The sequence below is a fragment of the Tolumonas lignilytica genome, assembly GCF_000527035.1.
Lineage (GTDB): Bacteria > Pseudomonadota > Gammaproteobacteria > Enterobacterales > Aeromonadaceae > Tolumonas > Tolumonas lignilytica.
The window spans coordinates 835,478-861,316 of the sequence record NZ_AZUK01000001.1; the positions used below are offsets into that span (position 1 = coordinate 835,478).

Consider the following 25,839-nt stretch of genomic DNA (forward strand, 5'->3'; position numbering starts at 1 on the left):
AAATAAACGGGAGCTGTAATGAAAATCACATATGTTGTCGGAGAGATGTTTTCTAACTGCGATCAGCTTGATAATTTTATGTGTTTTAAAAATTGGTATCAGTTACACAGCGAAAAACATATTGAAGACGTGGTATTTTTACCAGGTCAGGGTTTAACTCTTCCACAAAGAAATTTAATTACCGCCACCTGTAAAAAAGATTATGCAAGAATACTAATAAATGATCTCCCTATGGCCAGGAAGTCGTTATCGCATAAACAAAATCACATAAACACATTAATTACTGAACCTGTTAAAGTTAATGATAATGTCTATATTTCAGATTTAATCATTCAGCACAACAATGAATTAACTCTTGACCACACGACAGGAATACATATTCAGGGAATGATTTTTCTTGAAGCAACCCGACAAATGGCATCGGCAGTTACTGAACTCTATATGGCAAAAGAAAAGCAATCCTTTGCTATAAATAATATATATGCAGATTATATGTCATTTGCTTTTCCTGTAGAAACAAAAATATCATTAACAATATCAAAAACAGAAAAAGACTCTGAGTATGTGGTTGAACTATCTTTCTTTCAGTCAGATAAATTGGTGGTCAAGACAGGAGGAAGATTCACTTCTGTAGATAAAGATGAACTATCAAAAAAAGAAATGAGACTGGCAAACTTGTTCATGACCAAACATAACAAAACACAGAACAAAACAATAAATAAATTCATAATTAACAATGAAGAGAGCACGGAGATAACCATATGAGAATTTTAATAGCAATTATAGCAGTAATAATATCGCTGCATTCTTTTGCCGGAGAGCTGTACGATCAACTTAGTGGGAAGTCACCTAAAAAAGTGGTTTTTGCCTTGTTTGACAAAGAGAATTTTGGTGCAAGTGATGTAGCAGATTTAGATAAATTGTGGCTTGAATATAATTTCAGTGAAAATGATATTGTCAAATATTTCGATGAGTATCAAAAGAAAAACAATAAAAACATATATTCATATCAAGAAGTCATTCTATGGCATACCAATGAAGATTTAATCCCAGCAAGCACATCTGATGAAGACTTCAGACAAGTAGCAGCGTTATTTCATGAAAAGTCTAGTTTATTTCATGGTTCAGTTCGTTTAATTGGTGGCTTTTTGGATAATGATAAAGAATACCGGCATGGTATATGCCGCTGGACAGCACCGAATACATTCCTAATGCTATACGTGGTTAAACTAGCCAGAGCACCTTATTTAGGGGATTACTTCCCCAAAGATGGCGGTTCAATGTTATATCAAACTTTACATTGAGATTATTTAACCATGCACAGAATTAAACTGATCGCCATCGATATTGACGGGGTTGTACTAAAAGATACTTATAGCCCCGTGTTAAAAAAAGTTATTGAGAAATACAATGGGGTCTACACTAGAGAATTAGAACGAAATGCCTTTTCAAGAAATAGAAAAGAAGCAGCCATGTATATAGCCAACGCCTTAAATATTAAACTAACCCCAACACAACTTATCGGTGAATATTTCAAAGAACGAGAAGAGTACATGACCACGCATGAAAGTGGCATAGAAGTTGGAGCCGTTGATTTTTTAAGAGACATTCAAGAGCTGAATACTGATATCATATTTTATGGCGGGTTATCAGAATCAGAGTTGCATCATGATATAAAACCATGCATGAAATATGTTAATGAATATATCTGCACCAATGATTTCAGACCTGGAATAAATGAAATTTCCAAAATGTATGGTGTTCAACCATCAGATGTTTTGTTCATAGATGATGTTGCTTTTTTTGCTGAAAATGCAAAAAAAACAAATGCCCTGTTTATCGGCGTACCCAGCCATTTTCCATTTAGCTACCAAAAAGAAGAAATGCATCATCTTGGTGTGCAATACATGGTCGATTCCATTTCATCTATCTCAGTTGAGATGATCCGTGATATCGACAAAAATGGACAATGCTTCAGGAATACCCTATGAAAAAATGCCTGTTACTGGACTTCGACGGTGTGATCAGCCGGAGCAGTACTGCTGATATCATGAACGCAACATACGCCTTTATATCTGAATACAAAGACATCAATCGAATTTTATTTGATGAATTATTTAAGGCTTTAGTTCCGTTCCCTTTATTTGAAAGTGTTAATTTTTTCATGTCTTCGATAGGTTTAGAAGACAAGAAAGAATTGCTGTTGTTAAAAATAAAAGAAATAACCCATGATACCAGCGAGTTTGAATCTTTAGTTGCTGAATGGAGTAAACTCGGATTTATCATTAAAATATATTCATCATCTCGCCATTATGGTGACAATAACTCGCCCTTTACCACGCAGTTACCAGAAGATATTTTTATTAAAACCGATTCCCACTCAAAAATAGATCCAAACTCATTTCGGAATATAGCTGCCAATTTAGATGTATCGCCAGAAAACATTGTTTATATCGATGACTGTCCGATGGCTGTTTGCGTGGCCAGAAGTATTGGCATTAAAGCCATTATGTTCATAAACAACGTTTATACAATGAGTGATTTCAAAAAAACATTAAACTATAACTGTAAAAGCATTACCTCACTCTCACAATTAACTCCTTTATTATTTGTTAACAAATTCTGAGATATCAATCATGCAAAATAAAGCGTTTGTCACGGGTGCCACTGGGCACTTAGGTTCAGCTTTGACCCAGAGTTTATCAGCTCAGGGTTATCAAGTCACCGCAGGTGTCAGAGATATTACCAAAGCAAAATTGAATAATAATATTGCAGGTAAGATAACGCACGCAGACCTACTCAAACCAGAAACGCTGTCTGCAGCAATGGATGGTTCCAATATCGTCTTTCAGGTAGCTGCCAATTTTTCGCACTGGTCAAAAAACTCACAGAGAGACATCATTCAGGCTAACAGCAACATGGTAAAAAATATTTTTGATGCTGCACATGATACTTCGGTAAAAAAAATAATCTTTGTCAGTTCAACAGGTACATTGGCCAGAAATACGACTGGCGAGATAATCCCACCAAATTCATGGTGTGAAAACACTTATGGCAACCCTTATTTTCAATCAAAGATAGAAACGGAACGTTTAGCTTGGTCATTAGCAGAAAAATATAATATCGAAATGGTAAGTGTTTTACCATCAGCCATGATTAACAGTGATCTCTCGCACAACACACCAACGACACGTTTCCTGCAATCCATCTTTAAAGGTGAACTGCTACTCGATTTAGAATTCAATTTTAATCTGGTACACGTAAATGATGTCAGCGATGCCATCGCCAGAGCTGGTTATGCCGGTAAACCATCACAACGTTATATCCTGGCTAATCCTCAGGGGCTAAGCATCAATGATATCACCCGGTTGGCACAGCAATATAATTCAGCTGTAAAATTACCACGCCGAGTCGGAAAAAAAGTTTTACTTTTTATCGCTACGCTGGCTGAATTGAGCAAGTATTTTAATATTGAACCTAAACTACTGAAGAGTCAGATTCATTTTTATTTTAATCAGAAAGAAAATTATGATATTTCACTTTCCAGCGAACATCTTAATTTTTCGCCTCGTCCTATGACAGCATGTCTGCATGAATATTTTTCTGCTCTGTCCTCCTTTGACCCATTTTTAATACAAGAGCTGTAATCAAAAAACGCGACCGTAGATCCTACTGGTGAAACTGATATGCTGACCATAATCTGAAAACTCAGTCATGATGAAAATGCCAGAAGATGATTCAATCATGCTGCACATTGAATTACTCTACAGCATTGTCATCCGCATATAATCAGGGAACAGCATGACCATCCGTATCGCCATCAATGGCTTTGGCCGCATAGGCCGGAGTGTCTTACGCGCATTGTATGAATCAGGACGCCGTGCCGAAATCAAAGTCGTTGCCATTAACGAACTGGCTGAAGCTGAAGGCATGGCACACCTGCTGAAATATGACTCGACGCATGGCCGATTTGACTGGGAAGTACGGCAGGAACGGGATGTGCTCTATGTCGGTGATGATGCGATCCGTCTGTTGCATCAGAATGCGATCCAGCAACTGCCGTGGGGCGAACTGAGTGTCGATATTGTGCTGGATTGCAGCGGCATCTACGGCAAACGCGCGGATGGTGAATTGCATCTGGCAGCGGGCGCCAAGAAAGTGTTGTTCTCGCATCCTGGCAGCAGCGATCTAGATGCCACGGTGATCTACGGCGTCAATCATCAACAGTTACAGCAGGCGCATCGTATCGTCTCTAACGGTTCCTGCACCACGAATTGCATTATTCCTATTATCAAATTGCTTGATGATGCGTTTGGGATCGAATCCGGCACCGTCACTACTATTCATGCCTCGATGAATGACCAGCAGGTGATTGATGCTTATCACCCGGATCTGCGCCGCACTCGTGCCGCCAGCCAGTCGATCATTCCGGTCGACACCAAACTTGCCGCAGGCATCACCCGTATCTTCCCGAAATTCTGTGATCGCTTTGAAGCCATCTCCGTGCGCGTGCCCACTGTTAACGTAACGGCAATTGATTTAAGTGTCACCGTGACGCATCCGGTCAGCGTCCTAGATGTCAACGATGTCTTACAACGCGCCGCCCACGGCAATTTTCGCAGTATTGTCGATTACACCGAACTGCCGCTGGTCTCCATTGATTTCAACCACGATCCGCACAGTGCCATTGTCGACGGCACACAAACCCGCGTCAGTGGTAAACACCTGATCAAAACACTGGTCTGGTGCGATAACGAATGGGGTTTCGCCAACCGTATGCTGGATACCACGCTGGCGATGGTGAACAGCGGGCTCTGAGCGTGCTGAAAAACAGAGCAGGAAACCGCGAAAACCATCAGCCAGCTTTGCACTGACTGATGGTTTCATTAAATTTTCATCGGCTTATTGATTAACGAGAGATATCGAATATTCGCTATTCGGCTCCGCGTCCACCCTGACGCCGGCCAGTGACGTTAAAATCAAATCGACTTGATCCATCCCCGCTGCCTCTGCCGGCGCATTCACGGCAATGACCTTACAACCGGCAGCCAGGCCCGACAAAACACCGGCTGGCGCGTCTTCAACCACCACACATTCTTCCGGTTTCAACCCTAACCGTTGCGCGCCTAACAGATAAGGATCGGGATTCGGTTTGCCACGTGCAACTAATTCTGCAGTGATAAAGATTTCTGGTGTCGCCAGTTCACCAGCCGCATGTCGTGCATGAGCAACCGGCACAGAACCGGAGGTAACGATAGCCCAAGGCACCGACAATTCATTTAAGCGATGCAGCAGTTCGGCGGCCCCCGGTAACGCCGAGATACCAACGGTATCTTCCGCTTCCGCTTTTTCCAGCAACTTGAATTGCTGCTGAATGCTCTCTTCGCTTTCTCCCGGCATGAAATGGCGCAGCGAAGTAATCGCCTGCTTGCCGTGAATAAATCCAAGAACCTCTTCCTGATCCAAATCCCGGCTCTGGGCCCAGTTTGACCAGGCCCGCTCTACGGCCGGTAATGAATCAACCAGCGTGCCATCCAAATCAAAGAGAAAACCTTTACATTTCATTCCGATAATCCTGCCTAGTGGGTATGTTCTGCACTCAGGCAGAACCTGATGAAAATAGATTAATCCTGCTGTAACTCGTGGTATTTCGCCATCGCTTTCCTGTCATTGTCGGCATAGACCTGATGGCGGGCCATATAAAAACCCTGTTTCAATAATTGCTGAGTGATCTCTTCGCTGTAGGGCTCGCTCAGACAAATTTGTGTAACGACCCGATCCTTGATCAAAAATATAAATTTCTTAGTCATATAACCTCCGGTTACATTGCTTTCGTTATTCATCTTTGGCATCAAGGTTAGGCCTAACCGATGTAGTGATTACAGCAGAGGTCTGGTATTCTTTAAAATGAATAATTATCCATCAGTGATAACCAAACGGAATGGAACTACGTCAGTTACGCGCTTTTGTGACTTTGGCGGATTGCCTCAATTTTACGGAAGCCGCTCAAAAGTTATTTATTACCCAGCCTGCGCTGTCTAAACAGATCCATGCTTTGGAAGAAACGCTGGGCGGATTGTTGTTTACCCGCAATCGGCGGGGTGCTGAATTGACCCCTTTAGGAAAAGAACTGCACGAACAGACTCGTTCGTTACTACTGCAAGCCGATCAGTTAAAACGGCATGCACAACGGGTATTAAAAGGACAATCCGGCAAGCTGGCGATCGGCATTGGGCTTTCCAGCCTGCGTCTGGCCTCGTCGTTTACCGCACAATTTCGCGCGTTGTATCCCGACGTCACGATCACCTTTCAGGACACCTCGTCTGTCCCGCTAATTGCGCAGTTATTGGCCGATCAATCGCAACTGGGGTTCCTGCGATTACCGATCGACCCGCCCTTGATCGCCCATAAATTACTCACTGATCAACTGGTCTTGGCGGTAAACCGGCACCATTATCCCGGCCATGATGAAGCGGATTTCCTGCGTCAGTTGGAGCAATTACCGCTGCTGCGTTTAACGCCAACGCAGGGACAACGCTTCAACCGACAGATTGATCAGTTTCTGGCTTTTCATCATTGTTATCCTGTGGTGGCACAGTACGCGGGCGATAATCAGACGTTGCTGGCCCTGGTCGCCGCCGGGCTGGGCGTCGCCATTGTGCCGCAGAGTGCGGTGTTTATTGCACCGGAAGAGGTAGATATCATTGCCTTATCGGGCGATTACACCCAGTGGGATATCGGTATTGCCTGGAATCCGCATTACGATAACCCGATCCGCGATGCATTTATTCAGCTGGTATTACAGCGTGAGACGGATAAAACATGACAGATAAAAACTGACGGACATAAAAAAGGGCGCCTGATGCGCCCTGATGAGTCATTTATTTCTCTTCGTGCAAGCCGCACTCGCGTTTCAGGCCGAAGAAACGGGTTTGCTCTTCCGTCATCCCCGGTTCCCACTTCGCAGTAGTCTGCACGTCACCGACTGACAGGTAGCCTTGCTCCCACAACGGGTGATACGGCAGATCGTGTTCCTTGAAATAATAGAACACGTCTTTGTTGGTCCAGTCGATCACCGGCAGGAACTTGAAGATGCCGCGTTGTACCGCCAGCACCGGCAATTCACCGCGGGTGGACGACTGTTCACGACGCAAGCCGGAGAACCAGGTTTTAACGTTCAGCTCTTGCAGTGCCCGCGCCATCGGTTCAACCTTGTTGATCTGATTGTATTTCTCGATGCCTTCCACACCCTGTTCCCACAGTTTGCCGTAACGGGCTTCCTGCCAGGCCGGAGTGATCGGTGCCTGATATACTTTCAGATTCAGTTTCAGACGTTCAGTCAGCTGATCAATAAACTGATAGGTTTCCGGAAACAGATAGCCGGTATCAGTCAGCACCACCGGAATATCCGGGCGTACCTGCGTTACCAGATGTAGCATCAGGGCGGCCTGAATGCCGAAGCTAGAGGAGAGAATAAACTCCCCTTCCAGATTAGCGAAAGCCCATTGCACACGCTCTTGTGCGCTGAGCGCCTCCAGTTGCTGATTCACCTCAGCCAGCTGAACTGTCTGTTCTTCTTTAGAGAGCGCAGCCAGTGCGCCCAGCGACAAAAGATTATGCGGCATAGAAATCCTTAGCTGAGTTAACAACAGGTTTCACAATTCCGGCACGGATGACGAAATCACCAAAGCCTTCATTTTCATTACGTTCTTTCGCCCAACGGCCCAGTAAGGCATCGATCTCTTTTAAGATCTCAGCAGAGCTGATGTTTTCACGGTATTGGCGCGGAATACGGGTACCTTCGCGGTTACCGCCCAGATACAGGTTGTAACGATCAATGGCCTTACCAACCAGACCGATTTCCGCCAGCATGGCACGACCACAACCATTCGGGCAGCCAGTAACACGCAGGATCACATGCTCTTCTGACAGGCCGTGGTTCGCCATTACCGCGTCGATCTGATCGATGAATCCCGGCAGGAAACGTTCGGCTTCAGCCATTGCCAGTGGGCAAGTTGGCAGTGCCACACACGCCATCGAGTTCTTACGCTGTTCGGTGATGCCATCATCAATCAGACCATGTGCACGCGCCAGCTTCTCGATTTTGGCCTTCTCTTTTTTCGGTACACCCGCAATGATCAGGTTCTGGTTCGCGGTCATGCGGAAATCCCCTTTGTGGATCTTCGCAATCTCAGCCAGACCGGTTTTCAGCGGTTTGCCTGGGAAATCCAGAATACGGCCGTTTTCGATAAACAGAGTCAGGTGGTATTTACCATCGATGCCTTCTACCCAGCCAAAACGATCGCCACGGCTGGTAAATTCATACGAACGGCTTTCTTCAAACTTAATACCGGTGCGTTTTTCCACTTCCGCCTTAAACGCATCGACACCGACACGTTCCAGCGTGTATTTGGTTTTGGCATTCAAACGATTTGAACGGTTACCCCAGTCACGTTGTGTCGTCACCACCGCTTCGGCAAATTTCAGCGTGTCTTCTTTGCGGATAAAACCGAAATCATCGGCCTTACGCGGGAAGGTTTCTTTATTGCCGTGGGTCATCGCCAGACCACCGCCGACCAGCACGTTGAAACCAACCAGCTTGCCCTCTTCGGCAATCGCTACGAAGTTCAGATCGTTGGCGTGTACGTCGATATCGTTATGCGGCGGGATCACTACCGTCGTCTTGAACTTACGCGGCAGATAGGTCGAGCCCAGAATAGGTTCTTCGTCCGGCCCCAGCTTCTCGCCATCCAGCCAAATTTCGGCATATGCACGAGTTTTTGGCAGCAGGTGCTCGGAGATCTTCTTCGCCCATTCATAGGCTTCCTGATGCAGCGCTGATTCAACCGGGTTAGACGTACACAGCACGTTACGGTTTACATCCCCTGCGGTAGCGATCGAGTCGATACCGTATTTGTTCAGGGTCTGATGTGTCAGTTTGATCTTTGGTTTCAATATCCCATGGAACTGGAACGTCTGCCGCGTAGTCAGTCGAATGCTGCCATACAGGGTATTGTCATGCGCCAGAGCATCGATGCCTAACCACTGCTCCGGCGTGATGATACCGCCCGGCATACGAGCACGCAGCATCACGTTATGCAGCGGTTCCAGTTTCTGCTGCGCACGTTCTGCGCGAATGTCGCGGTCATCCTGCTGATACATGCCATGCAGACGGATCAGCTGGAAGTTGTCACCGGTAAAGCCACCAGTCAGTTCGTTTTTCAGATCATGTTCGATCGTACCGCGCAGGAAGTTACTTTCCGCTTTCAGACGTTCGTTGTCAGATAATTTTTGCTCGCTCATCAGTAGACATCCCTCTGGTAACGCTTGGCACGACGCAGTTCATTCACATATTCTTCGGCTTGTTCGGCGGTCTTGCCGCCGTGTTCTGCCACGATATTCACCAGTGCTTCGTGAACATCTTTCGCCATACGGTTGGCATCGCCACAGACATAGAAATGCGCACCGTCCTGCAGCCATTGCCACACTTCGGCGCCTTTGGCTTTCAATTTATCTTGTACGTAGATTTTCTTATCCTGATCACGGCTGAAGGCCAGATCAATCTTGGTCAGCAGACCGCTCTTCACGTATTTCTGCCATTCCACCTGATAGAGGAAATCCTGCGTGAAATGCGGGTTGCCGAAGAAGAGCCAGTTTTTACCCGCTGCGCCCTGTGCATCACGTTCCTGAACGAAAGAACGGAACGGCGCAATACCAGTACCTGGCCCCACCATGATCACAGGGGTATCAGGATTCGCTGGCAGACGGAAGTTGTCGTTGTGCTCGATGAACACACGCACTTCACCACCTTCCAGTACGCGATCAGCTAGGAAGGAAGACGCGCCACCAGAACGCACAGCACCATCCTCTTGCGGATAACGCACGACACCGACGGTCAGGTGCACTTCTTCTTCGACTTCAGCCTGAGAAGAAGCGATGGAGTACAGACGCGGGCTCAGTGCACGCAGCAAGCCAGCCAGTTGTTCTGCAGTCAGTTTGGTCGGAAAGCGTTTCAGCACATCGACAATCTGCGCGTTCGCCGCCAGCTTGCGAGTTTCGTCTTTATCCGCCGCTAATTTCTTCAGTTTCTTATCCGAGGAAATTTCGGCTAAGCCCGTGATAAAAGCAGCATGCAGGCGGGTCAGTTCAAACTGATTGGTCAGCGCATCACTTAATGCCGCTGCTTTACCTGATACGGTAACTTGTTCATCACCGGTCAAACCGGTAAGTGCCAGAATTTCCGCAACCACAGCAGCGTCGTTATCAAACCAAACACCTAAGGCATCCCCCGGCTGGTAGGTAATACCTGAACCTTCCAGATTGATCTCAAAATGACGGATATCTTTGGTGGAATCGCGACCGGTAATTTTCTGATTGGTATTCAGTGTTGCCGTGAACGGATTGAATTTATCGTAGGCACTGTGCCCAGTAACGACAGCACTCCCTGCAACGGCTGTCGCGGCAGGCACAGCTGTCAGAGCAGAAGCCAATTTATCCAGGAAAGTGGTAGCCCAGGCTGCGGCGGCGTCGCGATAGTCAACGTCCAGAATGGCCGGTTCCTGCAGACGGGTCGCTTCGGCTTTTTCAAAGAACGCATCGAAATCTTTCGCCGTCTGGCAGAAGAATTCATAAGAGGAATCCCCTAAGCCCAGCACCGCAAATTGCAGACCAAACAGTTTGCCAATCTTGCCGCCTTTCAGTTGTGCATGCAGATCGGCGGCGGCTTCCGGCGGTTCGCCCTCACCGTAGGTGCTGGTCACAATCAGCACATGCGTTTCTTTCTTTAGCTGTTTCGGCTTGTAATCATTCATCGCCACCAGCGAAACCGGAATGCCCCGCGCTTCCGCCTGTGCTTTCACGCTTTCCGCCACGCCTTTGGCATTGCCGGTTTGTGAAGCAAACAGAATCGTCAGGTTACCGGTTGGCTGGGTTGCTGCCGGCGTCGCGGCAACGTTGGCACCCGGTGTCACACCATGAGCGGCACCTTGGCTCTGTGCCAGGCCAAACAGATAGCCACTGGCCCAAATCAGTTCAGATTGCGTTAAATTTGCAACGGCTTCCGCCAGTTTCGTCAGATGCGGTCCGCTCAATGGACCTAAAGAAGATTTGTCGCTCATATGCCAATTCCTGCATTAAGAATGGGGTTAGCTTACAAGCAAAACAGGTGACCGACAAAGAATTAATCGAATTTCTTCATATAGAAATTTCATATCTATAGTCAATTTGTGGATATAGATCGGCAATGCAACGGCAAAAAACAGAAAATTTCAGCCTGTATGCTGATAAATACGGCAAAATCATGAAGAATTGAGCATAAAAAAAGAGAATGCGCTTTGGCATCCTCTTTTTTGGTTATCGGTTTTATCTTTTTTCTATATCGAAAAAATTAATAACGCAGTTCTGCACCCAGGAACCAGTTGGCCATATGCTGGGTCAGATCAATGCTGTCCTGATGGTAATCGACACGAACATTGCGATAACCAGCACGAACTTTAAATTTCAGCGTATCTTCCGGGAACACGTTATAGCTCACGCCCGCTTTCCAGTCGTGAGAATGGTCGTTGTCCCAGCGGGAAATACGGGTATCGGCAAACAGACCGAAATCGCTATCAGGAATAGGTGCTTCGGCTGAACCGTACAGCATGATGGCATCATTGGAGTAATCCTGACTGTGATTCAAGGTGCCTTCATAACGGCGCACGTTCAAACCCGCATTCAATGTCAGTTCCTGCAGCTCGATTGGTGAATAATACAATGCAAAATCGTACGTTCTCAGCTTGTTATTGAAATTCGCCGCATTCGAAGAGAGATCGGTAGCTTGAAAATTAACATTCGGCACCATCAACAGCGGGTGACGGAAATCCAGAAAAGTTGTCCAATGGCTGTTTTTGTCAAAATCGCCCTGACCTTGCGCAGTACCACTCATGTCGGAATACATGTAGTCCAGACCGCCGCCGATGCTAATGTCATCAGCGTGTGCGGCACCAGCCGCCAGTAAAGATGCAGCCAGCAGACTTAAGCTGTATTTGTTCATGTGGAGCTCCCATCATTATCAACAAAGAAACGGTAATACTTGGTGCACCGTTTCTGGTCATTAAAATTTATTCCGCCGCTGGTAATTGTGCCAGCACTTTGTCCAGACGCGCCAATACGCGCTCTTTACCCACCAGTTTCATCACAGCATCAATCGATGGTGACTGACCCAGACCGGTAACGGCAACGCGCAATGGCATACCAACCTTGCCCATCCCCAGTTCCAGCTCAGTCGCTGTATCCTGAATGATGTGATGCAGTGCTTCGGTTTCCCAGTTTTCCTGCGCAGCCAGTTTGGTACGCAGTAACGCCAGTGGCGCACGTGCAGCGGCTTTCAGGTGTTTCTTCGCTGCCGCTTCGTCAATGGCTTCATATTCTTCATAGAAGTAACGGCTCTGTTCTGCGACTTCACGCAGTGTCTGGCAACGTTCAGCCAGCAGACCGATAATCTCGGTCAGTGCCGGACCATTTTTGTAATCGATACCCAGATCGTTCATCTGCCATTCCAGATGCGAAGCGACATAGACTGGGTCCATGGTACGGATGTAATGGTTGTTCAGCCATTTCAGCTTTTCAGTGTTAAATGCTGATGCTGATTTGCTGATGTTGTCGAGACTGAACAGCTTGATCATCTCTTCACGGCTGAAGATTTCCTGATCGCCATGCGACCAGCCCAGACGCACCAGATAGTTCAGTACCGCTTCCGGCAGATAGCCGTCATCACGGTATTGCATCACACCGACCGCACCGTGACGTTTTGACAGTTTGGCACCGTCGTCACCCAGAATCATCGACACATGGGCAAACTCCGGTTCCGGCGCGCCCAGTGCTTTGTAGATGTTGATCTGACGTGGGGTGTTGTTGATATGGTCTTCGCCACGCACCACGTGCGTGATCTGCATATCCCAGTCATCTACGACCACACAGAAGTTGTAAGTCGGTACACCGTCAGAACGGCGGATGATCAGATCATCCAGCTCGGTATTGGCAAATTCGATACGGCCACGCACGTGATCGTCAAAAACGACAGAACCTTCCTGCGGATTGCGGAAACGCACGACATACGGTTCGTCATCAGCATGCTGTTCGTGGCTGTCACGGCAATGACCGTCATAGCGTGGTTTTTCGCCATTCGCCATCTGACCTTCACGCAATGCTTCCAGACGTTCTTTGGAGCAATAGCATTTATAGGCTTTGCCTTCCGCCAATAGCTGGTCGATCAGCTGGTTGTAACGGTCAAAACGCTTGGTCTGATAATACGGGCCTTCATCCCAGTCAAACCCTAACCAGGTCATCCCTTCCATGATGGCGTCGATCGCTGCCTGCGTTGAACGTTCCGTATCGGTATCTTCGATACGCAGAACAAATTCACCGCCCTGATTTTTAGCGTATAACCAGGAATAGAGTGCAGTACGGGCACCACCAATGTGCAGCAAGCCGGTCGGACTCGGCGCAAAACGGGTTTTGACTTTCATGGGCTTCCTTGTGACTGGAAAATTTCAGGATTCTAAGACAGATCACATTCTAACACTGGCATTGCCAGAGAAAAACCATCGGCAACAGATGAATGGCCTCCCGGCAGAATAAATCCAGCTACACTCAACTCAAGCGACACCGCAATGAGTCAGCGTGGGTGGATGTCAGCAACCAAATAAAAACAGAATCAGCACTGAGAAATGAACATGTTATTTCCGATACAGTTCTGGCATCCCCGCAATGATCAGGCATTACTGATTATGGGCGACTATAACCCCGGGTTGGTCTTGCTATCGATCCTCGTTGTTATTTTTGCCGCTTTTATTGCCTTACTGATTGTTCATCAGGCCCAACAAACCACCCAGCCACTGACCAGAAAAATAATGCGGCTGGCAAGCGGCATCGGACTAGGCGGCGGTATCTGGTCGATGCATTTTATCGGCATGCTGGCCGTCCAGTTTCACAGTGATATCAGTTACAACCTGCCGCTGACCTTTTTATCCCTGCTTCCCGGCATCATGGCCGCCAGTCTCACGCTGTTTCTGCTCAAAAAAACATCGCCTTCACTCCTCCGGATCTGTCTCGGTGGGGCCCTGTTCGGATCAGGCATCGCGGTGATGCACCTGACCGGTGTCAGAGCCATCCAAACCGATGCCGCTGTGAGTTATGATGCGTCGCTGTTTTGGCTCTCGGTCGGTATTGGTATCTTATTTTCGACACTGGCACTGTGGCTATTTTTCGGTGCCTCTGCCTGGCTGCAAACAGTCAGATATAAAACCAAACTGCTTGTCAGTAGCGTGCTGATCGGCACCGCAACCGTCGGCATGCATTACACCTGTATGGCGGCACTCCGTCTCATTGCCCTGCCGCATCAGGAACACGCGATTACCAATGTGCAGCCCGAATATCTCAGCCTGGTGATTGCGCTGATCACACTGGTCGTGATCCTGCTGATTGCCGCCAGCAGTGGCTTAATGCATTACCGCGACATGCTCGCTCATTTGCGCAACAGTGAAAATCGGTTCCGTTCTGTGATTGATACGGCAGGAACTGGGATCATCATTACCGATTCGCGGGGCCATATTCAGCAGTTCAATCATGCCGCAGAAACCATCTTTGGTTGGAAAGCCGAGGAGATTAAAGGAAAAAACGTCAATCGACTGACTCTGATGCCGTTACTACTCAGCCGCATGGTCTACTCCCAACAGCAAAATACCAATCCCGATAAAACCTGGGTCATCCAAGGGATCCATAAATCCGGCCGAACCTTTCCGCTCCAGCTTTCCGTCGGCTATATGCAAATTCCCGACGAAGCCCTGTTTGTCGGTTTTGTCGAAGACATTTCCGAACGCCACCAGATTGAAGAAGCCTTGCGTGACAGTGAGCAACAGTTCCGTTCGCTTATCTCGAATATGCCGGGCGTCTCCTACCGGGCATTACCGGAAGATGATCGTCCACTGGTATTTGTCAGCGATGCCGTCTTGGAATTGACCGGTTATCCGGCGACCGATTTTATCAATAAACGCAACGAACTGAACTTCAATAACCTGATCCATCCTGACGATTGGGAGCGGGTGCAGGAAACCGTAGCCGACGGGGTCTGGGCCCGACAGCATTACACGATTGAATACCGACTGAAACATCGCAACGGGGAATACCGCTGGGTTTGGGAACATGGCAGCAGTGTCTTTGATGAGCGCGGACAACTGATCTGGCTCGATGGGGTCATCTTTGATATTTCAGAACGTCATGCCATGGAGCAGGCGCTGCTGGAAGCCAAGAACAAGGCAGAACAGGCGGCAGCAACCAAAACCGCGTTTCTGGCCAACATGAGCCATGAAATCCGAACGCCGATGAATGCGATCATCGGTTTTACGGAGGTGGTGCTCGCCTCTGAACTGAAGAAAGAGCAGCAACAACATCTGCTGACGATCCGTCAGTCGGCCAAGTCACTGCTACGTCTGCTGAATGATATTCTGGATACCGCCAAAATGGAGCGTGGCAACATCGAACTGGAATCGCTCAATTTTTCCATCGCCGCGGTCTTGCAGGAACTGATTGCCGAATCGGAAGGCACCGCCCGCGCCAAAGGGCTGCAATTACACCTGCAGATGGCCGATGATCTGCCGCCGTATCTGAAAGGCGATCCACTGCGTTTAAAACAGATCCTGAATAATTTAGTCAGTAATGCCATTAAATTTACCGAACATGGCGAGGTGACATTATCCGTCAGCAAAGAAGAGGAACGACTTCATTTTCTGATTCAGGATACCGGGGTGGGGATCGCCACCGAACGTCAGAATCGTATTTTTGATGCATTTACCCAGGCCGATGCCTCGGTCACCCGACGCTTTGGCGGCACTGGGCTCGGCACTACCATCTGTAAACAACTGGTCGAACTGATGCAGGGAGAGATCTGGCTGGAAAGTGAAGTCGGTAATGGCACCAAATTCCATGTATTACTCCCCATCGTTGTCGGTGAAGAGCCGAAGCCGGAACATCAGCAAGGCGCACTGAATCTGCCGCCGCTCAATATTCTGGTGACCGATGATGTCCAACAGAATCTGGATCTGTTGGAGTTAATTCTGAGAGAGCTGGGTCATAAAGTATCTTTAGCACATGATGGACAAGAAGCCGTCGACTTAGCGCAACAACGGTCATTTGATTTGATCCTGATGGACATACAGATGCCTGGGATGGATGGTTTGACCGCCACCCGTCTCATCCGGCAAAACCAGCAGGAAAACCATCAGCCCCGAATACCCATCATTGCCCTGACGGCCAGTGTATTTCAGGATGATCGTTATGCCGCACAGGAAGCCGGCATGGATGGCTTTGCCTCCAAACCCATTGATATCGAAAAGTTAATGCAGGAAATTGCTCACGTCCTGCATCTGGATCTGACCACTCAACCGGCCCCTTCCCCATCAGCCACCACAGAACCGCAGGCTGAAATCCACGACATAGTCATGATCCCTGGGTTGAACTATCAGCAAGGATTAAAAATCTGGCGGCAACCGCAAGCCTATCGGCAGGCACTGTTACATTTTGCCGATGAATACCAAACTTCATTTCCCGAATTACAAACCCTGTTTACCAATACTGAACAGGGCCGCTATTACGCGCATAAATTAAAAGGCGTTTGCAACAATCTGGCCTTAAAACAGTTGGCCTCTCTGGCTCAGGAGCTGGAAGGTTATTGTCGTGCCCATCAGCTCATTGATATCGCCTTGATCCGCAAGCTCAGTGATTTGCTCAATAAAACGGCACAGGCGCTGCACAACTGGGGCAGCAATAAACCGATCCCTATGACCGACAACTCAAAATTCTATGATATTCCATTAGATAGCCATGCACTGCTCAAAGCTGCGCTAGAGTTAAAAGAAGCACTGCAACACGGTGAATTAAATGAAAATGCTTTACAGACCATTGCACAAATATTGCCGGATAAAGAACAAGATACAGGCTGGATTGCATTGCAGCATGCCGTAAACAGCTTTGATTTTGATGAGGCATTACAACTGCTGGAACGTATCTGCCAGCCCTATCAGATAGCGGAGACAACGCATGATTATGGACACCCGGCCCGTATTACTACTGGTTGATGATGAACCATTAAATTTGCAGGTATTACGTCAGATCCTGCAGGATGAATACCGTCTGCTATTTGCCAAAGATGGTTTAAAAGCTCTGGAACTGGCCGCCAAAGAAATCCCCGCCCTGATCCTGCTCGATGTCATGATGCCCAATATGAGTGGACATGAAGTCTGCCGCCGACTGAAACAAAACCCAGAAACCATGCGTATCCCGGTCATTTTTGTCACCGCACTGGCTGAAGACGTGGATGAGGCACAGGGGTTTAATGCCGGTGCCGTCGATTACATCACCAAGCCTGTCAGCCCATTGGTCGTCCGCGCACGCATCAAAACCCACCTGACACTGGTCAGTGTCGATGAACTGAAAGAAACCCGGCTGCAGATCGTGCAACGCTTAGGGATGGCGGCAGAATATAAAGACAATGAAACCGGGCGCCATGTCATCCGCATGAGTCACTATTCCCGAATTATTGCCCTCGGCGCAGGTTTTTCCGCCAATTATGCTGATGAGATCCTCAATGCCGCTCCCATGCATGATATTGGTAAAATTGGCGTCCCCGACCATATTCTGAAAAAGCCCGGCAAATTTACACCGGAAGAGTGGGATATCATGCGCCGGCATCCCCAGATTGGCGCAGATATCATCGGTCATCATCCTGCCGGATTATTACGTATGGCGCACCTAGTGGCCCTGACACACCATGAGAAGTGGAATGGCACCGGTTACCCCTATCAGTTGGAGGGTGAAGATATTCCGATTGAAGGCCGGATTGTAGCGATTGCCGATGTATTCGACGCGTTAACCAGCGAACGCCCCTATAAAAAAGCCTGGAGCGTTGATGATGCTGTGCAACACCTGAAAGATGAATCCGGGCAGCATTTTGACCCGCATCTCATCCCCGTCTTCATCGACCACCTAGACGAGATCCTGCAAATAAAAGAGCGTTGGCCTGAGAATATAAAATGATGAAGTACAAGAAGAATTTGGAGCGGGCAGCGGGAATCGAACCCGCATCATCAGCTTGGAAGGCTGAGGTAATAGCCATTATACGATGCCCGCAAGGCATGACCGGTTAAATAAAACACAGTAACATCATGATGTTACGAACCGGCTGATAAGACGGCGGCTAATCTATCAAACTCAGCATCAAAGAACAACCTTTGTTTCGCCCAATCTGATGCATAAAACAGCAAACAGCAAACAGCAAACAGCAAACAGCAAACAGCAAACAGCAAACAGCAAACAGCAAACAGCAAACAGTCATGCGAGCCGATAGTCAGATTCGGTAACAAGTGTGAAGATGGAAAAAGAAAGCAGAAGAAGCGAATTGGAGCGGGCGATGGGAATCGAACCCACGCTATCTGCTTGGGAAGCAGAAGTTCTACCATTGAACTACGCCCGCTTGATTGAGGCGTGCAGATTACTCCAGATTGCCCCAACCTACAAGCCATAACCTATTAACATCTATCCATTTTCTTCACGCCTGATAACGCCATTAATCCGTTGTGCGTTTTTTCAACTATCCTTGAGTTTTGGTTTCGTGCCGTCACCACAAAAACTTTACCGGATTACGGATGACCCTTGAAGATGCTTCGGGTAATATAGCGCCCCCTTTTTCGGGTCATTTATCCGAGTCGCTGCGGCGGCTCATGTTTTAACTGCCTGGCAGTTGCTTTCGAATTTTTGATACATGTGGAGTTGTAGATGTCCTTTGCTCTAGGCCAGCGCTGGATCAGTGATACAGAAACTGATCTTGGATTAGGTACCGTGGTAGCACTAGAGGGTCGAATGATCACTTTATTGTTTCCGGCTAATGGTGAACAGCGTTTGTATGCCCGTGACAGTGCTCCCGTTACTCGCGTCCGTTTTAACGAAGGCGACCGCATCACCAGTCACGAAGAGTGGCAAATGGATGTGCGAGCGGTAGAGGAAACTGAGGGTCTGCTGACTTATCATGGCACTCGTGTCGATACCGGGGCTGAAGTGTCACTGCGTGAAGTGATGCTAAACAACTTTATCAAATTCAATAAACCACAAGACCGCCTGTTTGCCGGACAGATCGATCGCCATTCACGTTTTGCCCTGCGCTATGAAGCCTTGACGCATCAGCACGCACGTCGTCGCAGCCCAACCCGCGGACTGGCCAGTGGTCGGGTCAGCCTGATCCCTCATCAGTTACACATTGCCCGTGAAGTTGGTCACCGTCATGCTCCACGCGTCTTACTGGCCGATGAAGTCGGCTTAGGTAAAACCATCGAAGCCGGAATGGTCATTCATCAGCAATTGCTGTCAGGCCGCGCGCATCGCGTTCTGATTTTAGTACCAGACTCGCTGCAATATCAGTGGCTAGTCGAAATGCTGCGCCGTTTCAACCTGATGTTCTCATTATTCGACGAAGAACGCTGTGTTGAATCTGAACATGATGCGGTAAACCCGTTTGACACAGAGCAGCTCGTGATTTGCAGTCTTGACTGGCTGCGAAAGAAAAAGGCTCGTTTTGAACAGGTTCAGGAATGTGAATGGGATCTGCTGGTCGTCGATGAAGCGCACCATCTGGTCTGGAGCGAAGACGCACCGAGCCGTGAATATCAGGTGGTGGAAGCACTGGCAGAACAGATCCCCGGCGTCTTGTTATTGACCGCGACCCCCGATCAACTGGGCCATGCCAGCCATTTTGCGCGTTTGCGGCTGCTCGACCCTGAACGCTTCTACGATTACGATGCGTTTGTCGCTGAAGAACAGGCCTATGGCCAGGTGGCTGATGCCGCCCAACCGTTGCTGAACGGCGATCCACTCAATGCAGCACAGGTTGAGGTGCTGACGAATCTGTTACCGGAACTCAACACCGCACAATTAGACGATGATGCCTATCGTGACGAAGTCTTGAAAGACTTGCTAGATCGTCACGGTACTGGCCGTATTCTGTTCCGTAATACCCGTGCAGCCAGTGCCGGCTTTCCAGTACGCAAACTGAACGCGTATGCCATGCCGCTACCGGAACAATATAAAACCGCGATCCGCGTCATGGGGATGATGGGCGGCAATACCGGCGATGCGTTGGTCAAAGCCAAACGTTACCTCTATCCGGAAAAAATCTTCGGTCAGTTTGAAGGTGATAACGCATCATGGACCCAATTCGATCCTCGCGTTGATTGGTTATTGCATCTGATCAAAACCGAACGTCATGAAAAAATTCTGGTGATCTGTTCTGAAGCGGCCACCGCGCTGACATTGGAAAATACGCTGCGCACCCGTGAAGGTGTACGTTGTACCGTCTTCCACGAAGGGATGAGTCTGTTAGAGCGGGATAAATCCGCCGCCTATTTTGCCGATCCGGATGGTGGCGCGCAGGTCATGCTCTGCTCTGAAATTGGCTCTGAAGGTCGCAACTTCCAGTTCGCCCGTCATTTAGTCTTGTTCGATCTGCCGTTAAATCCGGATCTACTGGAGCAACGCATCGGTCGTCTGGATCGTATTGGCCAGAAGAACATTGTTCAGATCCACGTCCCATATCTGGAAGAAACTCCGCAACGCACCTTGATCAACTGGTATCACGAAGGGTTGGATGCCTTTGAGCACACCTGCCCGACGGGCCGTGTCGTTTTCGACGAGGTACAGGAACAGCTCTTCTCGCTGCTGGCGGAAAACCAGAGCAGTGACGAAGCCATGGCCTCCCTGCTGGATCAAACCCGCAGCCTGCACCATGCGCTGAAAGCCAAATTGGAACAAGGTCGTGATCGTCTGCTGGAAATCCAGTCCAGTGGCGGCGCGCATGCACAGCAGTTGGTTGAACAACTGGCCGAAGAAGATGATGACACCAGTCTGGTCGCTTTTGCACTGCATCTGTTTGACGATATTGGCATTGCGCAGGACGACCGCGGTGAACAAGCGGTAGTGCTGACACCGACCGATCACATGCTGATCCCAAGCTTCCCTGGTCTGCCGGAAGATGGCGTCACCGTGACCTTTGAGCGTGATGTGGCACTGAGTCGTGAAGATTTAAGCTTCCTGACCTGGGATCATCCGATGATCCGCGGCGGTATCGATCTGGTACTGGCTTCTGAAATCGGCTCAACCGCCGTGTCCTTGCTGAAAAACAGCAAGATGCCAGCCGGTACGATTTTCCTTGAACTGATCTACGTTGCCGAATCCGTCAGCCATCCGCAGTTGTATCGTTTTATGCCACCTACACCAATCCGCTTACTGCTGGATAAAAACGGCAATAATGTTGGTGAACAGGTGAATTTTGAACAATTCCACCGTCAGCTGATGCCAATCAACCGCCAGCTGGCAAGTAAATTGGTCGCCACCTCCCAGTCAGTGATCCACGAACTGATTGGTAAGGCGGAACAAGCCGCGCACCCTCGCATGGAACAGATCGTCGCAGAAGCGCGTCAGACCATGCAACATACGCTGGGCGCTGAACTCAGCCGTCTGGAGCAACTGAAGGCCATTAACCCGTCAGTACGCGACAGCGAATTGACTCATCTGCGGGAATTACAGCAAGAACTGAATCATTTAATGGATCAAACCCAGCTTAAATTGGATGCGATCCGTTTTGTTGTAGTCACCAACCAGTAATTTGCGGCAAAATAGCCCCATTCAGGGTGCCGGCCTTCGGCACCCTTTTATCCTCTGATGAATACGCGGAAACCTCATGAGTACCTTTGTTTACAATCCTCCAATGGAGCCCTATCTCGACATCCTGTATGAGGATGAGCACATCATTGTGATGAACAAACCAAGCGGTTTACTCAGTGTTCCCGGTAAAGCAACCGAACATGCCGATAGTATTGCCTGGCGTGTACGTCAGCGTTGTCCGGAAGCAGGCAGTGTCCACCGACTGGATATGAGCACCTCCGGCGTGATCCTGATGGCCAAATATGCCAAAGCTACCGGCATTTTGGGAAAACAGTTTCAGGAGCGTAAAACCGAGAAATTTTACTACGCCTGGGTATGGGGTCAGGTGGAAGGCAGTGAGGGCATGATCGATCTGCCGCTTTGTGTTGATTGGGAAAACCGCCCGCTGCAGCATGTGAATTATGAACATGGCCGCCCGGCACAGACTTATTGGCAACGTATTCGAGTTGAAGCGGATCGTACTCTGATGAAACTCACCCCCTATACGGGCCGTTCGCATCAGTTGCGTGTTCATATGCGTGAATTGGGCCACCCCATCCTTGGAGATCATTTATACGCGCCCAAAGAAGCGCAAGATCTGGTGCCTCATTTACAGTTGCATGCCGCCATGCTCAGCTTTTATCATCCGGTAACGGGTGAACAAATGCGTTTTGAAGCCCCGGCACCGTTTCCGATGTGAGAAGAATACAGCCATGAAAAGTTGGATCCTCTGCTTCTGTTTACTCTGGATAATTCCGTTTACGTTCATTGAGGCAGCTTCCAACTCCCCGACGCCGCAAGCCAGCGCCGCCGTAGCAGTTACCAGTGGTGCAGGTTCATCGGCCTCTGCCGCCAATCCAGCCACTGTCTCGGCATCTGCAGCTTCTGCCGCTGATACCACCAATCAAGATCCGGAATATCTGGCCCAAGTGCAGGATTGGCAGCAATATCCTGATACACTGCAATTTGGTAAAGAATGGGTGTTGTTGCACAAGAGCGAACAATCCTACCAGCAGGGTGTGGCGATCTTATTGCCTGAGTGGCAACAAACCGCTTCCCTGCTCCCACTCTCGAAAGCACTCAGTAAACAAGGGTTTGATTGTGTGGTGTTATTGCCTACGCCGGATCAGCTGAGAGTCAATCCCGGTGATGAAAAGCAGTCCAAACAGGTTCAGCAGCAGCTTGAACAATGGAGCGCCCGTCTGGCTGGGGTAGATGAGAATATGAACACAGTCAAAGGTCACCGATTACTGATCGCTCAGGGCAGCAGTGCGGTCTGGGTCAGCCAACTGTTGGCCACCGAGAAAATGATCAAGCCAGATGCCATCGTCTTGTTGAATGCCTTCTATCCCGACAAACAGGCTAATGCCATTGAGGCAACCCAGCTCAGTAATGACCTACTGCCAACGCTCGATTTATACCAAGACGACAAAACTAATTGGTTGCAAGAGGCAACTCGCCAACGCCTGAGCGCCGTAAAAAGAGCCACCAAACTGAACTGGCGCCAGCAAACCATTCAGGATTTGACTGACGCACCGATGCAAATCAGCGACTGGCTCACCACTCTGGGCTGGAAATAATCGCTCTAACGGATACCTCGCGCCTGTTTTATCAACTCCCAGGCTTGCTGGATTTCCTGCGCTTTCTCTTTGGCCATATTCATCATTTCCGGTGGTAGCCCTTTTGCCGCCAATTTATCCGGATGATGCTGCGACATTTGCTTGCGATACGCCTTTTTGACATCACTGTCAGAGACATCGGCTGAGACACCTAAAATCGCATAAGCGTCTTTTAAACGATCGCGCGGCGGTGTTTGCTGTGCACTGCCGGACGAATAGCTGCGTTGTTGCTGTCCCTGATGCGAGAAATTAAAGCCGGCTTCGGTCATCGCCAGCAATTGCTCCAGTTCCCAACGGGAGAAACCGAGCAATTCCGCCACTTCCAATAAGCGCTGACGCGATGCTGAATGCAGAGCACCGTTGGCAAATGCGGCCTGCAACTGCATATCCAGAAACACCCGCAACAGATCGGGGCGGCCACGGCAGGAGCGACGAAACAACCCCAGCGCCCCTTCCAGATCATAATCCGCCTCTTTGCCTTGTCGAAATGAATCCTGCGCCTCACGGCGAAGGTCACCGCTCAATCCCATACGATCCATAAACAAAGTTGCGATCTGGATCTGCTGTTCAGTCACGCGACCCGATGCTTTGGCAATATGTCCCATCACCGCAAAGGCGGTATGCAGAAATAAGGCTTGTTCTTCCCGTGTAGGCGCACGCCAGCGGCCAAATCCACCGCGTTGTAACTGTAATCCCTGATCATAAACATGGCCTATCCATAACCCCAATAATGCACCGGGGATATTTAAGATCCATAATCCGATCAGAAATCCGATAATTTTGCCCTTAACCGGCATGTTGACCTCGCTGTAATGCCTGATCTAATTCATAGAGTCGTTGTGGTGTACCAATATCGCGCCAGTCGGCCTTCAAATAAGAGCCCGCCACGCGTTGTTCACTCATCCATTGCCGCAATAATGGTGCTAATTTATGCACGCCGGGCTGCAAAGAGAAAAAAACGGCCGGACGATACACCCCCACCCCGCTGAAGGTTAACCCGGGAATATCCTCTACCCGATCCCCTTGCAGGCTAAAATCACCTTCTGGATGATGTGGCGGATTATCTACCAGCCAGAGATGAGCATGATCCTGACCAGACAAGGTATAGGAACTAAACAACTCATAATCAGTGTCCAGCCAGATATCACCATTAATGACCAAAAACGGTTCATCGCCAAACAGTGCTAATGCCTGTCGGATCCCACCGGCTGTCTCTAATCCCGATTCGCCTTCCGCCGACCAGTGGATCGTCACACCCAGTGCAGAACCATTGCCCAGATACTCCACCAATTTATATCCGAGCCAGGCATGATTAATCACTAAATCCGTAATGCCTGCCGCCTTCAACTTTTCAATATGATGCTGAATCAGCGGTTTTCCGCCAACTGACAATAAGGGTTTCGGTTGATGATCTGTGAGCGGACGCATCCGTTCACCACGTCCTGCGGCTAATATCATGGCTTTCATGCTGTGGTTTCCATGGCAAACGCAGGCAAAACCCGTTGTTGTAACCACTCTGAAAAGGCGGTCAACTGCGGGTAACGATTCGCCACATCACGCACATAACCCAGCGTGCGGGGAATATCGTTTAGATAGCCTGATTTGCCATCCCGGTGATGTAAGCGGGCAAAGATGCCAGCGGCTTTCAGATGCCGTTGCATCCCGGTCAAATCCAGCCACTGGCCGAATTGTTCCTGAGAGATAGTGTCATTTAATACTCCGGCCTCGCGATATAATTGCCAGACCTGTTTTACACCCAGCGCAATCACCTTATCGGGCCAGCGACAATAGCAATCTTTCAGCAGTGAAACCGCATCATAGGTGAGCGGTCCCAGCACCATGTCCTGAAAATCAATCACCGCCAAGGCATCCTGATCGGTGATCATCAAATTCCGGCTATGAAAATCACGATGCATCACGACTTGTGGTTGTGACAAATTATTCTGCGTTAACAATGCAAACGTATCAGACAACACCGATTTATCTTCTGCCGATAGCGTCAAAGCTAAATGCTTTTCCAACAACCATTCAGGGAAAATGGTATTTTCCCGCGCCATAAAGTCAGTATCAAAGACAGGTAAAGCCATCTGAATCCGGGTTAGTTGCGGTAATATCTGCAAAGCCTTCGCATACCAGTCGGAGACAGAATCATCGGTGAGATAGGATAACAGTGATCGGTCACCTAAATCGGATACACATAAAAAGCCATTATCCAAATCGGCATGCAACACTTTCGGTGCCGGAATGCCCGCCACAGACAATGCAGCCGAATTAGTGATAAATTCGTGATTTTTTTCCGTCGTTGGCGGCGCATCTACCCAAATACAATTAGCCGCACGATAATATTTGCGAAAACTGGCATCGCCAGAGATCAATTGTAAAGATAGCTCATAATTTTGTTCAATTTGTTGCGCCCATAACTGTAATTGGGCATGGCGTTGGCTCATCATGCAGGCAGGCTCTTACTCGGTGTTAGCCGTTATCGGAATAATGC

22 protein-coding genes and 2 tRNA genes are annotated in these 25,839 nt (G+C 48.6%); 12 read left to right on the forward strand and 12 right to left on the reverse strand.

Annotated features, from left to right (window positions below):
* The first annotated feature begins 18 nt into the window (after positions 1–18).
* The 6 genes from H027_RS18250 to epd all read left to right on the forward strand — a co-directional run bounded on the left by H027_RS18250 (position 19) and on the right by epd (position 4,818).
* Complete coding sequence (locus tag H027_RS18250) at positions 19–765, forward strand: AfsA-related hotdog domain-containing protein (RefSeq protein ID WP_024871221.1); 747 nt, start codon at positions 19–21, stop codon at positions 763–765.
* Positions 762–1,304: a hypothetical protein gene (locus H027_RS0103895; RefSeq protein WP_024871222.1), complete on the forward strand. Its 543-nt coding sequence runs from the start codon at positions 762–764 to the stop codon at positions 1,302–1,304. The genes H027_RS18250 and H027_RS0103895 overlap by 4 nt, the downstream gene beginning before the upstream one ends.
* A gap of 12 nt (positions 1,305–1,316) precedes the next feature.
* Complete coding sequence (locus tag H027_RS0103900) at positions 1,317–1,991, forward strand: HAD family hydrolase (RefSeq protein ID WP_024871223.1); 675 nt, start codon at positions 1,317–1,319, stop codon at positions 1,989–1,991.
* Entirely contained in the window at positions 1,988–2,626 is a 639-nt protein-coding gene (locus tag H027_RS0103905; RefSeq protein WP_024871224.1) for an HAD family hydrolase, read from the forward strand. Before H027_RS0103900 ends, H027_RS0103905 begins: the two co-directional genes overlap by 4 nt.
* Positions 2,627–2,636: 10 nt before the next feature.
* Positions 2,637–3,647 (forward strand): NAD-dependent epimerase/dehydratase family protein, encoded by a 1,011-nt coding sequence (locus H027_RS0103910; RefSeq protein ID WP_024871225.1) that lies wholly within the window; start codon positions 2,637–2,639, stop codon positions 3,645–3,647.
* A 154-nt stretch (positions 3,648–3,801) separates the two neighbouring features.
* A complete protein-coding gene (epd, locus tag H027_RS0103920) occupies positions 3,802–4,818 on the forward strand; it encodes an erythrose-4-phosphate dehydrogenase (RefSeq protein WP_024871226.1) in 1,017 nt (338 codons plus the stop codon).
* A gap of 84 nt (positions 4,819–4,902) precedes the next feature.
* Here epd and H027_RS0103925 read toward each other — a convergent pair whose 3' ends face one another.
* Positions 4,903–5,565, reverse strand: coding sequence for a sugar phosphatase (locus H027_RS0103925; RefSeq protein WP_024871227.1), 663 nt, complete (start codon positions 5,563–5,565; stop codon positions 4,903–4,905).
* Positions 5,566–5,624: 59 nt separating this feature from the next.
* Positions 5,625–5,810, reverse strand: a complete 186-nt coding sequence (locus tag H027_RS0103930) for a hypothetical protein (RefSeq protein ID WP_024871228.1) — start codon at positions 5,808–5,810, stop codon at positions 5,625–5,627.
* 131 nt (positions 5,811–5,941) lie between these two features.
* Between H027_RS0103930 and H027_RS0103935 the strand changes: the two genes are divergently transcribed.
* A complete protein-coding gene (locus H027_RS0103935; protein ID WP_024871229.1) occupies positions 5,942–6,826 on the forward strand; it encodes a LysR family transcriptional regulator in 885 nt (294 codons plus the stop codon).
* A 55-nt stretch (positions 6,827–6,881) separates the two neighbouring features.
* Here H027_RS0103935 and H027_RS0103940 read toward each other — a convergent pair whose 3' ends face one another.
* The 5 genes from H027_RS0103940 to gltX all read right to left on the reverse strand — a co-directional run bounded on the left by H027_RS0103940 (position 6,882) and on the right by gltX (position 13,508).
* Positions 6,882–7,625 (reverse strand): phosphoadenylyl-sulfate reductase, encoded by a 744-nt coding sequence (locus H027_RS0103940; protein ID WP_024871230.1) that lies wholly within the window; start codon positions 7,623–7,625, stop codon positions 6,882–6,884.
* Positions 7,615–9,303 (reverse strand): assimilatory sulfite reductase (NADPH) hemoprotein subunit, encoded by a 1,689-nt coding sequence (gene cysI / locus H027_RS0103945; RefSeq protein ID WP_024871231.1) that lies wholly within the window; start codon positions 9,301–9,303, stop codon positions 7,615–7,617. Before cysI ends, H027_RS0103940 begins: the two co-directional genes overlap by 11 nt.
* Entirely contained in the window at positions 9,303–11,117 is a 1,815-nt protein-coding gene (locus H027_RS0103950; RefSeq protein ID WP_024871232.1) for an assimilatory sulfite reductase (NADPH) flavoprotein subunit, read from the reverse strand. Before H027_RS0103950 ends, cysI begins: the two co-directional genes overlap by 1 nt.
* 269 nt (positions 11,118–11,386) lie before the next feature.
* Positions 11,387–12,034: a TIGR04219 family outer membrane beta-barrel protein gene (locus tag H027_RS0103955; protein WP_024871233.1), complete on the reverse strand. Its 648-nt coding sequence runs from the start codon at positions 12,032–12,034 to the stop codon at positions 11,387–11,389.
* Positions 12,035–12,101: 67 nt separating this feature from the next.
* The gene (gltX, locus tag H027_RS0103960) at positions 12,102–13,508 is read right to left on the reverse strand and encodes a glutamate--tRNA ligase (protein WP_024871234.1); all 1,407 of its coding nucleotides are present in this window, start codon (positions 13,506–13,508) and stop codon (positions 12,102–12,104) included.
* Between the two features lie 207 nt (positions 13,509–13,715).
* Between gltX and H027_RS17440 the strand changes: the two genes are divergently transcribed.
* On the forward strand, positions 13,716–17,114 hold the full coding sequence (locus H027_RS17440; protein ID WP_024871235.1) for a PAS domain S-box protein: 3,399 nt from the start codon (positions 13,716–13,718) through the stop codon (positions 17,112–17,114).
* A complete protein-coding gene (locus tag H027_RS0103970; protein ID WP_024871236.1) occupies positions 17,077–18,072 on the forward strand; it encodes an HD domain-containing phosphohydrolase in 996 nt (331 codons plus the stop codon). The genes H027_RS17440 and H027_RS0103970 overlap by 38 nt, the downstream gene beginning before the upstream one ends.
* 18 nt (positions 18,073–18,090) lie before the next feature.
* Here H027_RS0103970 and H027_RS0103975 read toward each other — a convergent pair.
* Positions 18,091–18,165: transfer RNA gene (locus H027_RS0103975), tRNA-Gly, on the reverse strand.
* A 269-nt stretch (positions 18,166–18,434) separates the two neighbouring features.
* A tRNA-Gly gene (locus H027_RS0103985) sits at positions 18,435–18,508 on the reverse strand.
* A 302-nt stretch (positions 18,509–18,810) separates the two neighbouring features.
* Between H027_RS0103985 and rapA the strand changes: the two genes are divergently transcribed.
* The 3 genes from rapA to H027_RS0104000 all read left to right on the forward strand — a co-directional run bounded on the left by rapA (position 18,811) and on the right by H027_RS0104000 (position 23,306).
* Positions 18,811–21,687 (forward strand): RNA polymerase-associated protein RapA, encoded by a 2,877-nt coding sequence (gene rapA / locus H027_RS0103990; protein WP_024871237.1) that lies wholly within the window; start codon positions 18,811–18,813, stop codon positions 21,685–21,687.
* Positions 21,688–21,763: 76 nt separating this feature from the next.
* The gene (locus tag H027_RS0103995; RefSeq protein ID WP_024871238.1) at positions 21,764–22,426 is read left to right on the forward strand and encodes an RluA family pseudouridine synthase; all 663 of its coding nucleotides are present in this window, start codon (positions 21,764–21,766) and stop codon (positions 22,424–22,426) included.
* A 13-nt stretch (positions 22,427–22,439) separates the two neighbouring features.
* Entirely contained in the window at positions 22,440–23,306 is an 867-nt protein-coding gene (locus tag H027_RS0104000; protein WP_024871239.1) for a DUF3530 family protein, read from the forward strand.
* A gap of 5 nt (positions 23,307–23,311) precedes the next feature.
* Here the strand turns inward: H027_RS0104000 and djlA are convergent, their stop codons facing one another.
* Genes djlA through H027_RS0104015 form a run of 3 tightly spaced genes read right to left on the reverse strand, consistent with a single transcriptional unit; the run spans position 23,312 to position 25,792 of the window.
* Positions 23,312–24,142, reverse strand: coding sequence for a co-chaperone DjlA (djlA, locus tag H027_RS0104005; protein ID WP_024871240.1), 831 nt, complete (start codon positions 24,140–24,142; stop codon positions 23,312–23,314).
* Positions 24,132–24,812 (reverse strand): N-acetylmuramate alpha-1-phosphate uridylyltransferase MurU, encoded by a 681-nt coding sequence (gene murU / locus H027_RS0104010; RefSeq protein ID WP_024871241.1) that lies wholly within the window; start codon positions 24,810–24,812, stop codon positions 24,132–24,134. The genes djlA and murU overlap by 11 nt, the downstream gene beginning before the upstream one ends.
* Entirely contained in the window at positions 24,809–25,792 is a 984-nt protein-coding gene (locus H027_RS0104015; protein ID WP_024871242.1) for an aminoglycoside phosphotransferase family protein, read from the reverse strand. Before H027_RS0104015 ends, murU begins: the two co-directional genes overlap by 4 nt.
* Positions 25,793–25,839 lie beyond the last annotated feature (47 nt).

Coding starts and splice junctions, on each gene's coding strand:
- H027_RS18250 (WP_024871221.1), top strand. CDS start 19: ATGAAAATCACATATGTTGTCGGAGAGATGTTTTCTAACTGCGATCAG.
- H027_RS0103895 (WP_024871222.1), top strand. CDS start 762: ATGAGAATTTTAATAGCAATTATAGCAGTAATAATATCGCTGCATTCT.
- H027_RS0103900 (WP_024871223.1), top strand. CDS start 1,317: ATGCACAGAATTAAACTGATCGCCATCGATATTGACGGGGTTGTACTA.
- H027_RS0103905 (WP_024871224.1), top strand. CDS start 1,988: ATGAAAAAATGCCTGTTACTGGACTTCGACGGTGTGATCAGCCGGAGC.
- H027_RS0103910 (WP_024871225.1), top strand. CDS start 2,637: ATGCAAAATAAAGCGTTTGTCACGGGTGCCACTGGGCACTTAGGTTCA.
- epd (WP_024871226.1), top strand. CDS start 3,802: ATGACCATCCGTATCGCCATCAATGGCTTTGGCCGCATAGGCCGGAGT.
- H027_RS0103925 (WP_024871227.1), bottom strand. CDS start 5,565: ATGAAATGTAAAGGTTTTCTCTTTGATTTGGATGGCACGCTGGTTGAT.
- H027_RS0103930 (WP_024871228.1), bottom strand. CDS start 5,810: ATGACTAAGAAATTTATATTTTTGATCAAGGATCGGGTCGTTACACAA.
- H027_RS0103935 (WP_024871229.1), top strand. CDS start 5,942: ATGGAACTACGTCAGTTACGCGCTTTTGTGACTTTGGCGGATTGCCTC.
- H027_RS0103940 (WP_024871230.1), bottom strand. CDS start 7,625: ATGCCGCATAATCTTTTGTCGCTGGGCGCACTGGCTGCGCTCTCTAAA.
- cysI (WP_024871231.1), bottom strand. CDS start 9,303: ATGAGCGAGCAAAAATTATCTGACAACGAACGTCTGAAAGCGGAAAGT.
- H027_RS0103950 (WP_024871232.1), bottom strand. CDS start 11,117: ATGAGCGACAAATCTTCTTTAGGTCCATTGAGCGGACCGCATCTGACG.
- H027_RS0103955 (WP_024871233.1), bottom strand. CDS start 12,034: ATGAACAAATACAGCTTAAGTCTGCTGGCTGCATCTTTACTGGCGGCT.
- gltX (WP_024871234.1), bottom strand. CDS start 13,508: ATGAAAGTCAAAACCCGTTTTGCGCCGAGTCCGACCGGCTTGCTGCAC.
- H027_RS17440 (WP_024871235.1), top strand. CDS start 13,716: ATGTTATTTCCGATACAGTTCTGGCATCCCCGCAATGATCAGGCATTA.
- H027_RS0103970 (WP_024871236.1), top strand. CDS start 17,077: ATGATTATGGACACCCGGCCCGTATTACTACTGGTTGATGATGAACCA.
- rapA (WP_024871237.1), top strand. CDS start 18,811: ATGTCCTTTGCTCTAGGCCAGCGCTGGATCAGTGATACAGAAACTGAT.
- H027_RS0103995 (WP_024871238.1), top strand. CDS start 21,764: ATGAGTACCTTTGTTTACAATCCTCCAATGGAGCCCTATCTCGACATC.
- H027_RS0104000 (WP_024871239.1), top strand. CDS start 22,440: ATGAAAAGTTGGATCCTCTGCTTCTGTTTACTCTGGATAATTCCGTTT.
- djlA (WP_024871240.1), bottom strand. CDS start 24,142: ATGCCGGTTAAGGGCAAAATTATCGGATTTCTGATCGGATTATGGATC.
- murU (WP_024871241.1), bottom strand. CDS start 24,812: ATGAAAGCCATGATATTAGCCGCAGGACGTGGTGAACGGATGCGTCCG.
- H027_RS0104015 (WP_024871242.1), bottom strand. CDS start 25,792: ATGAGCCAACGCCATGCCCAATTACAGTTATGGGCGCAACAAATTGAA.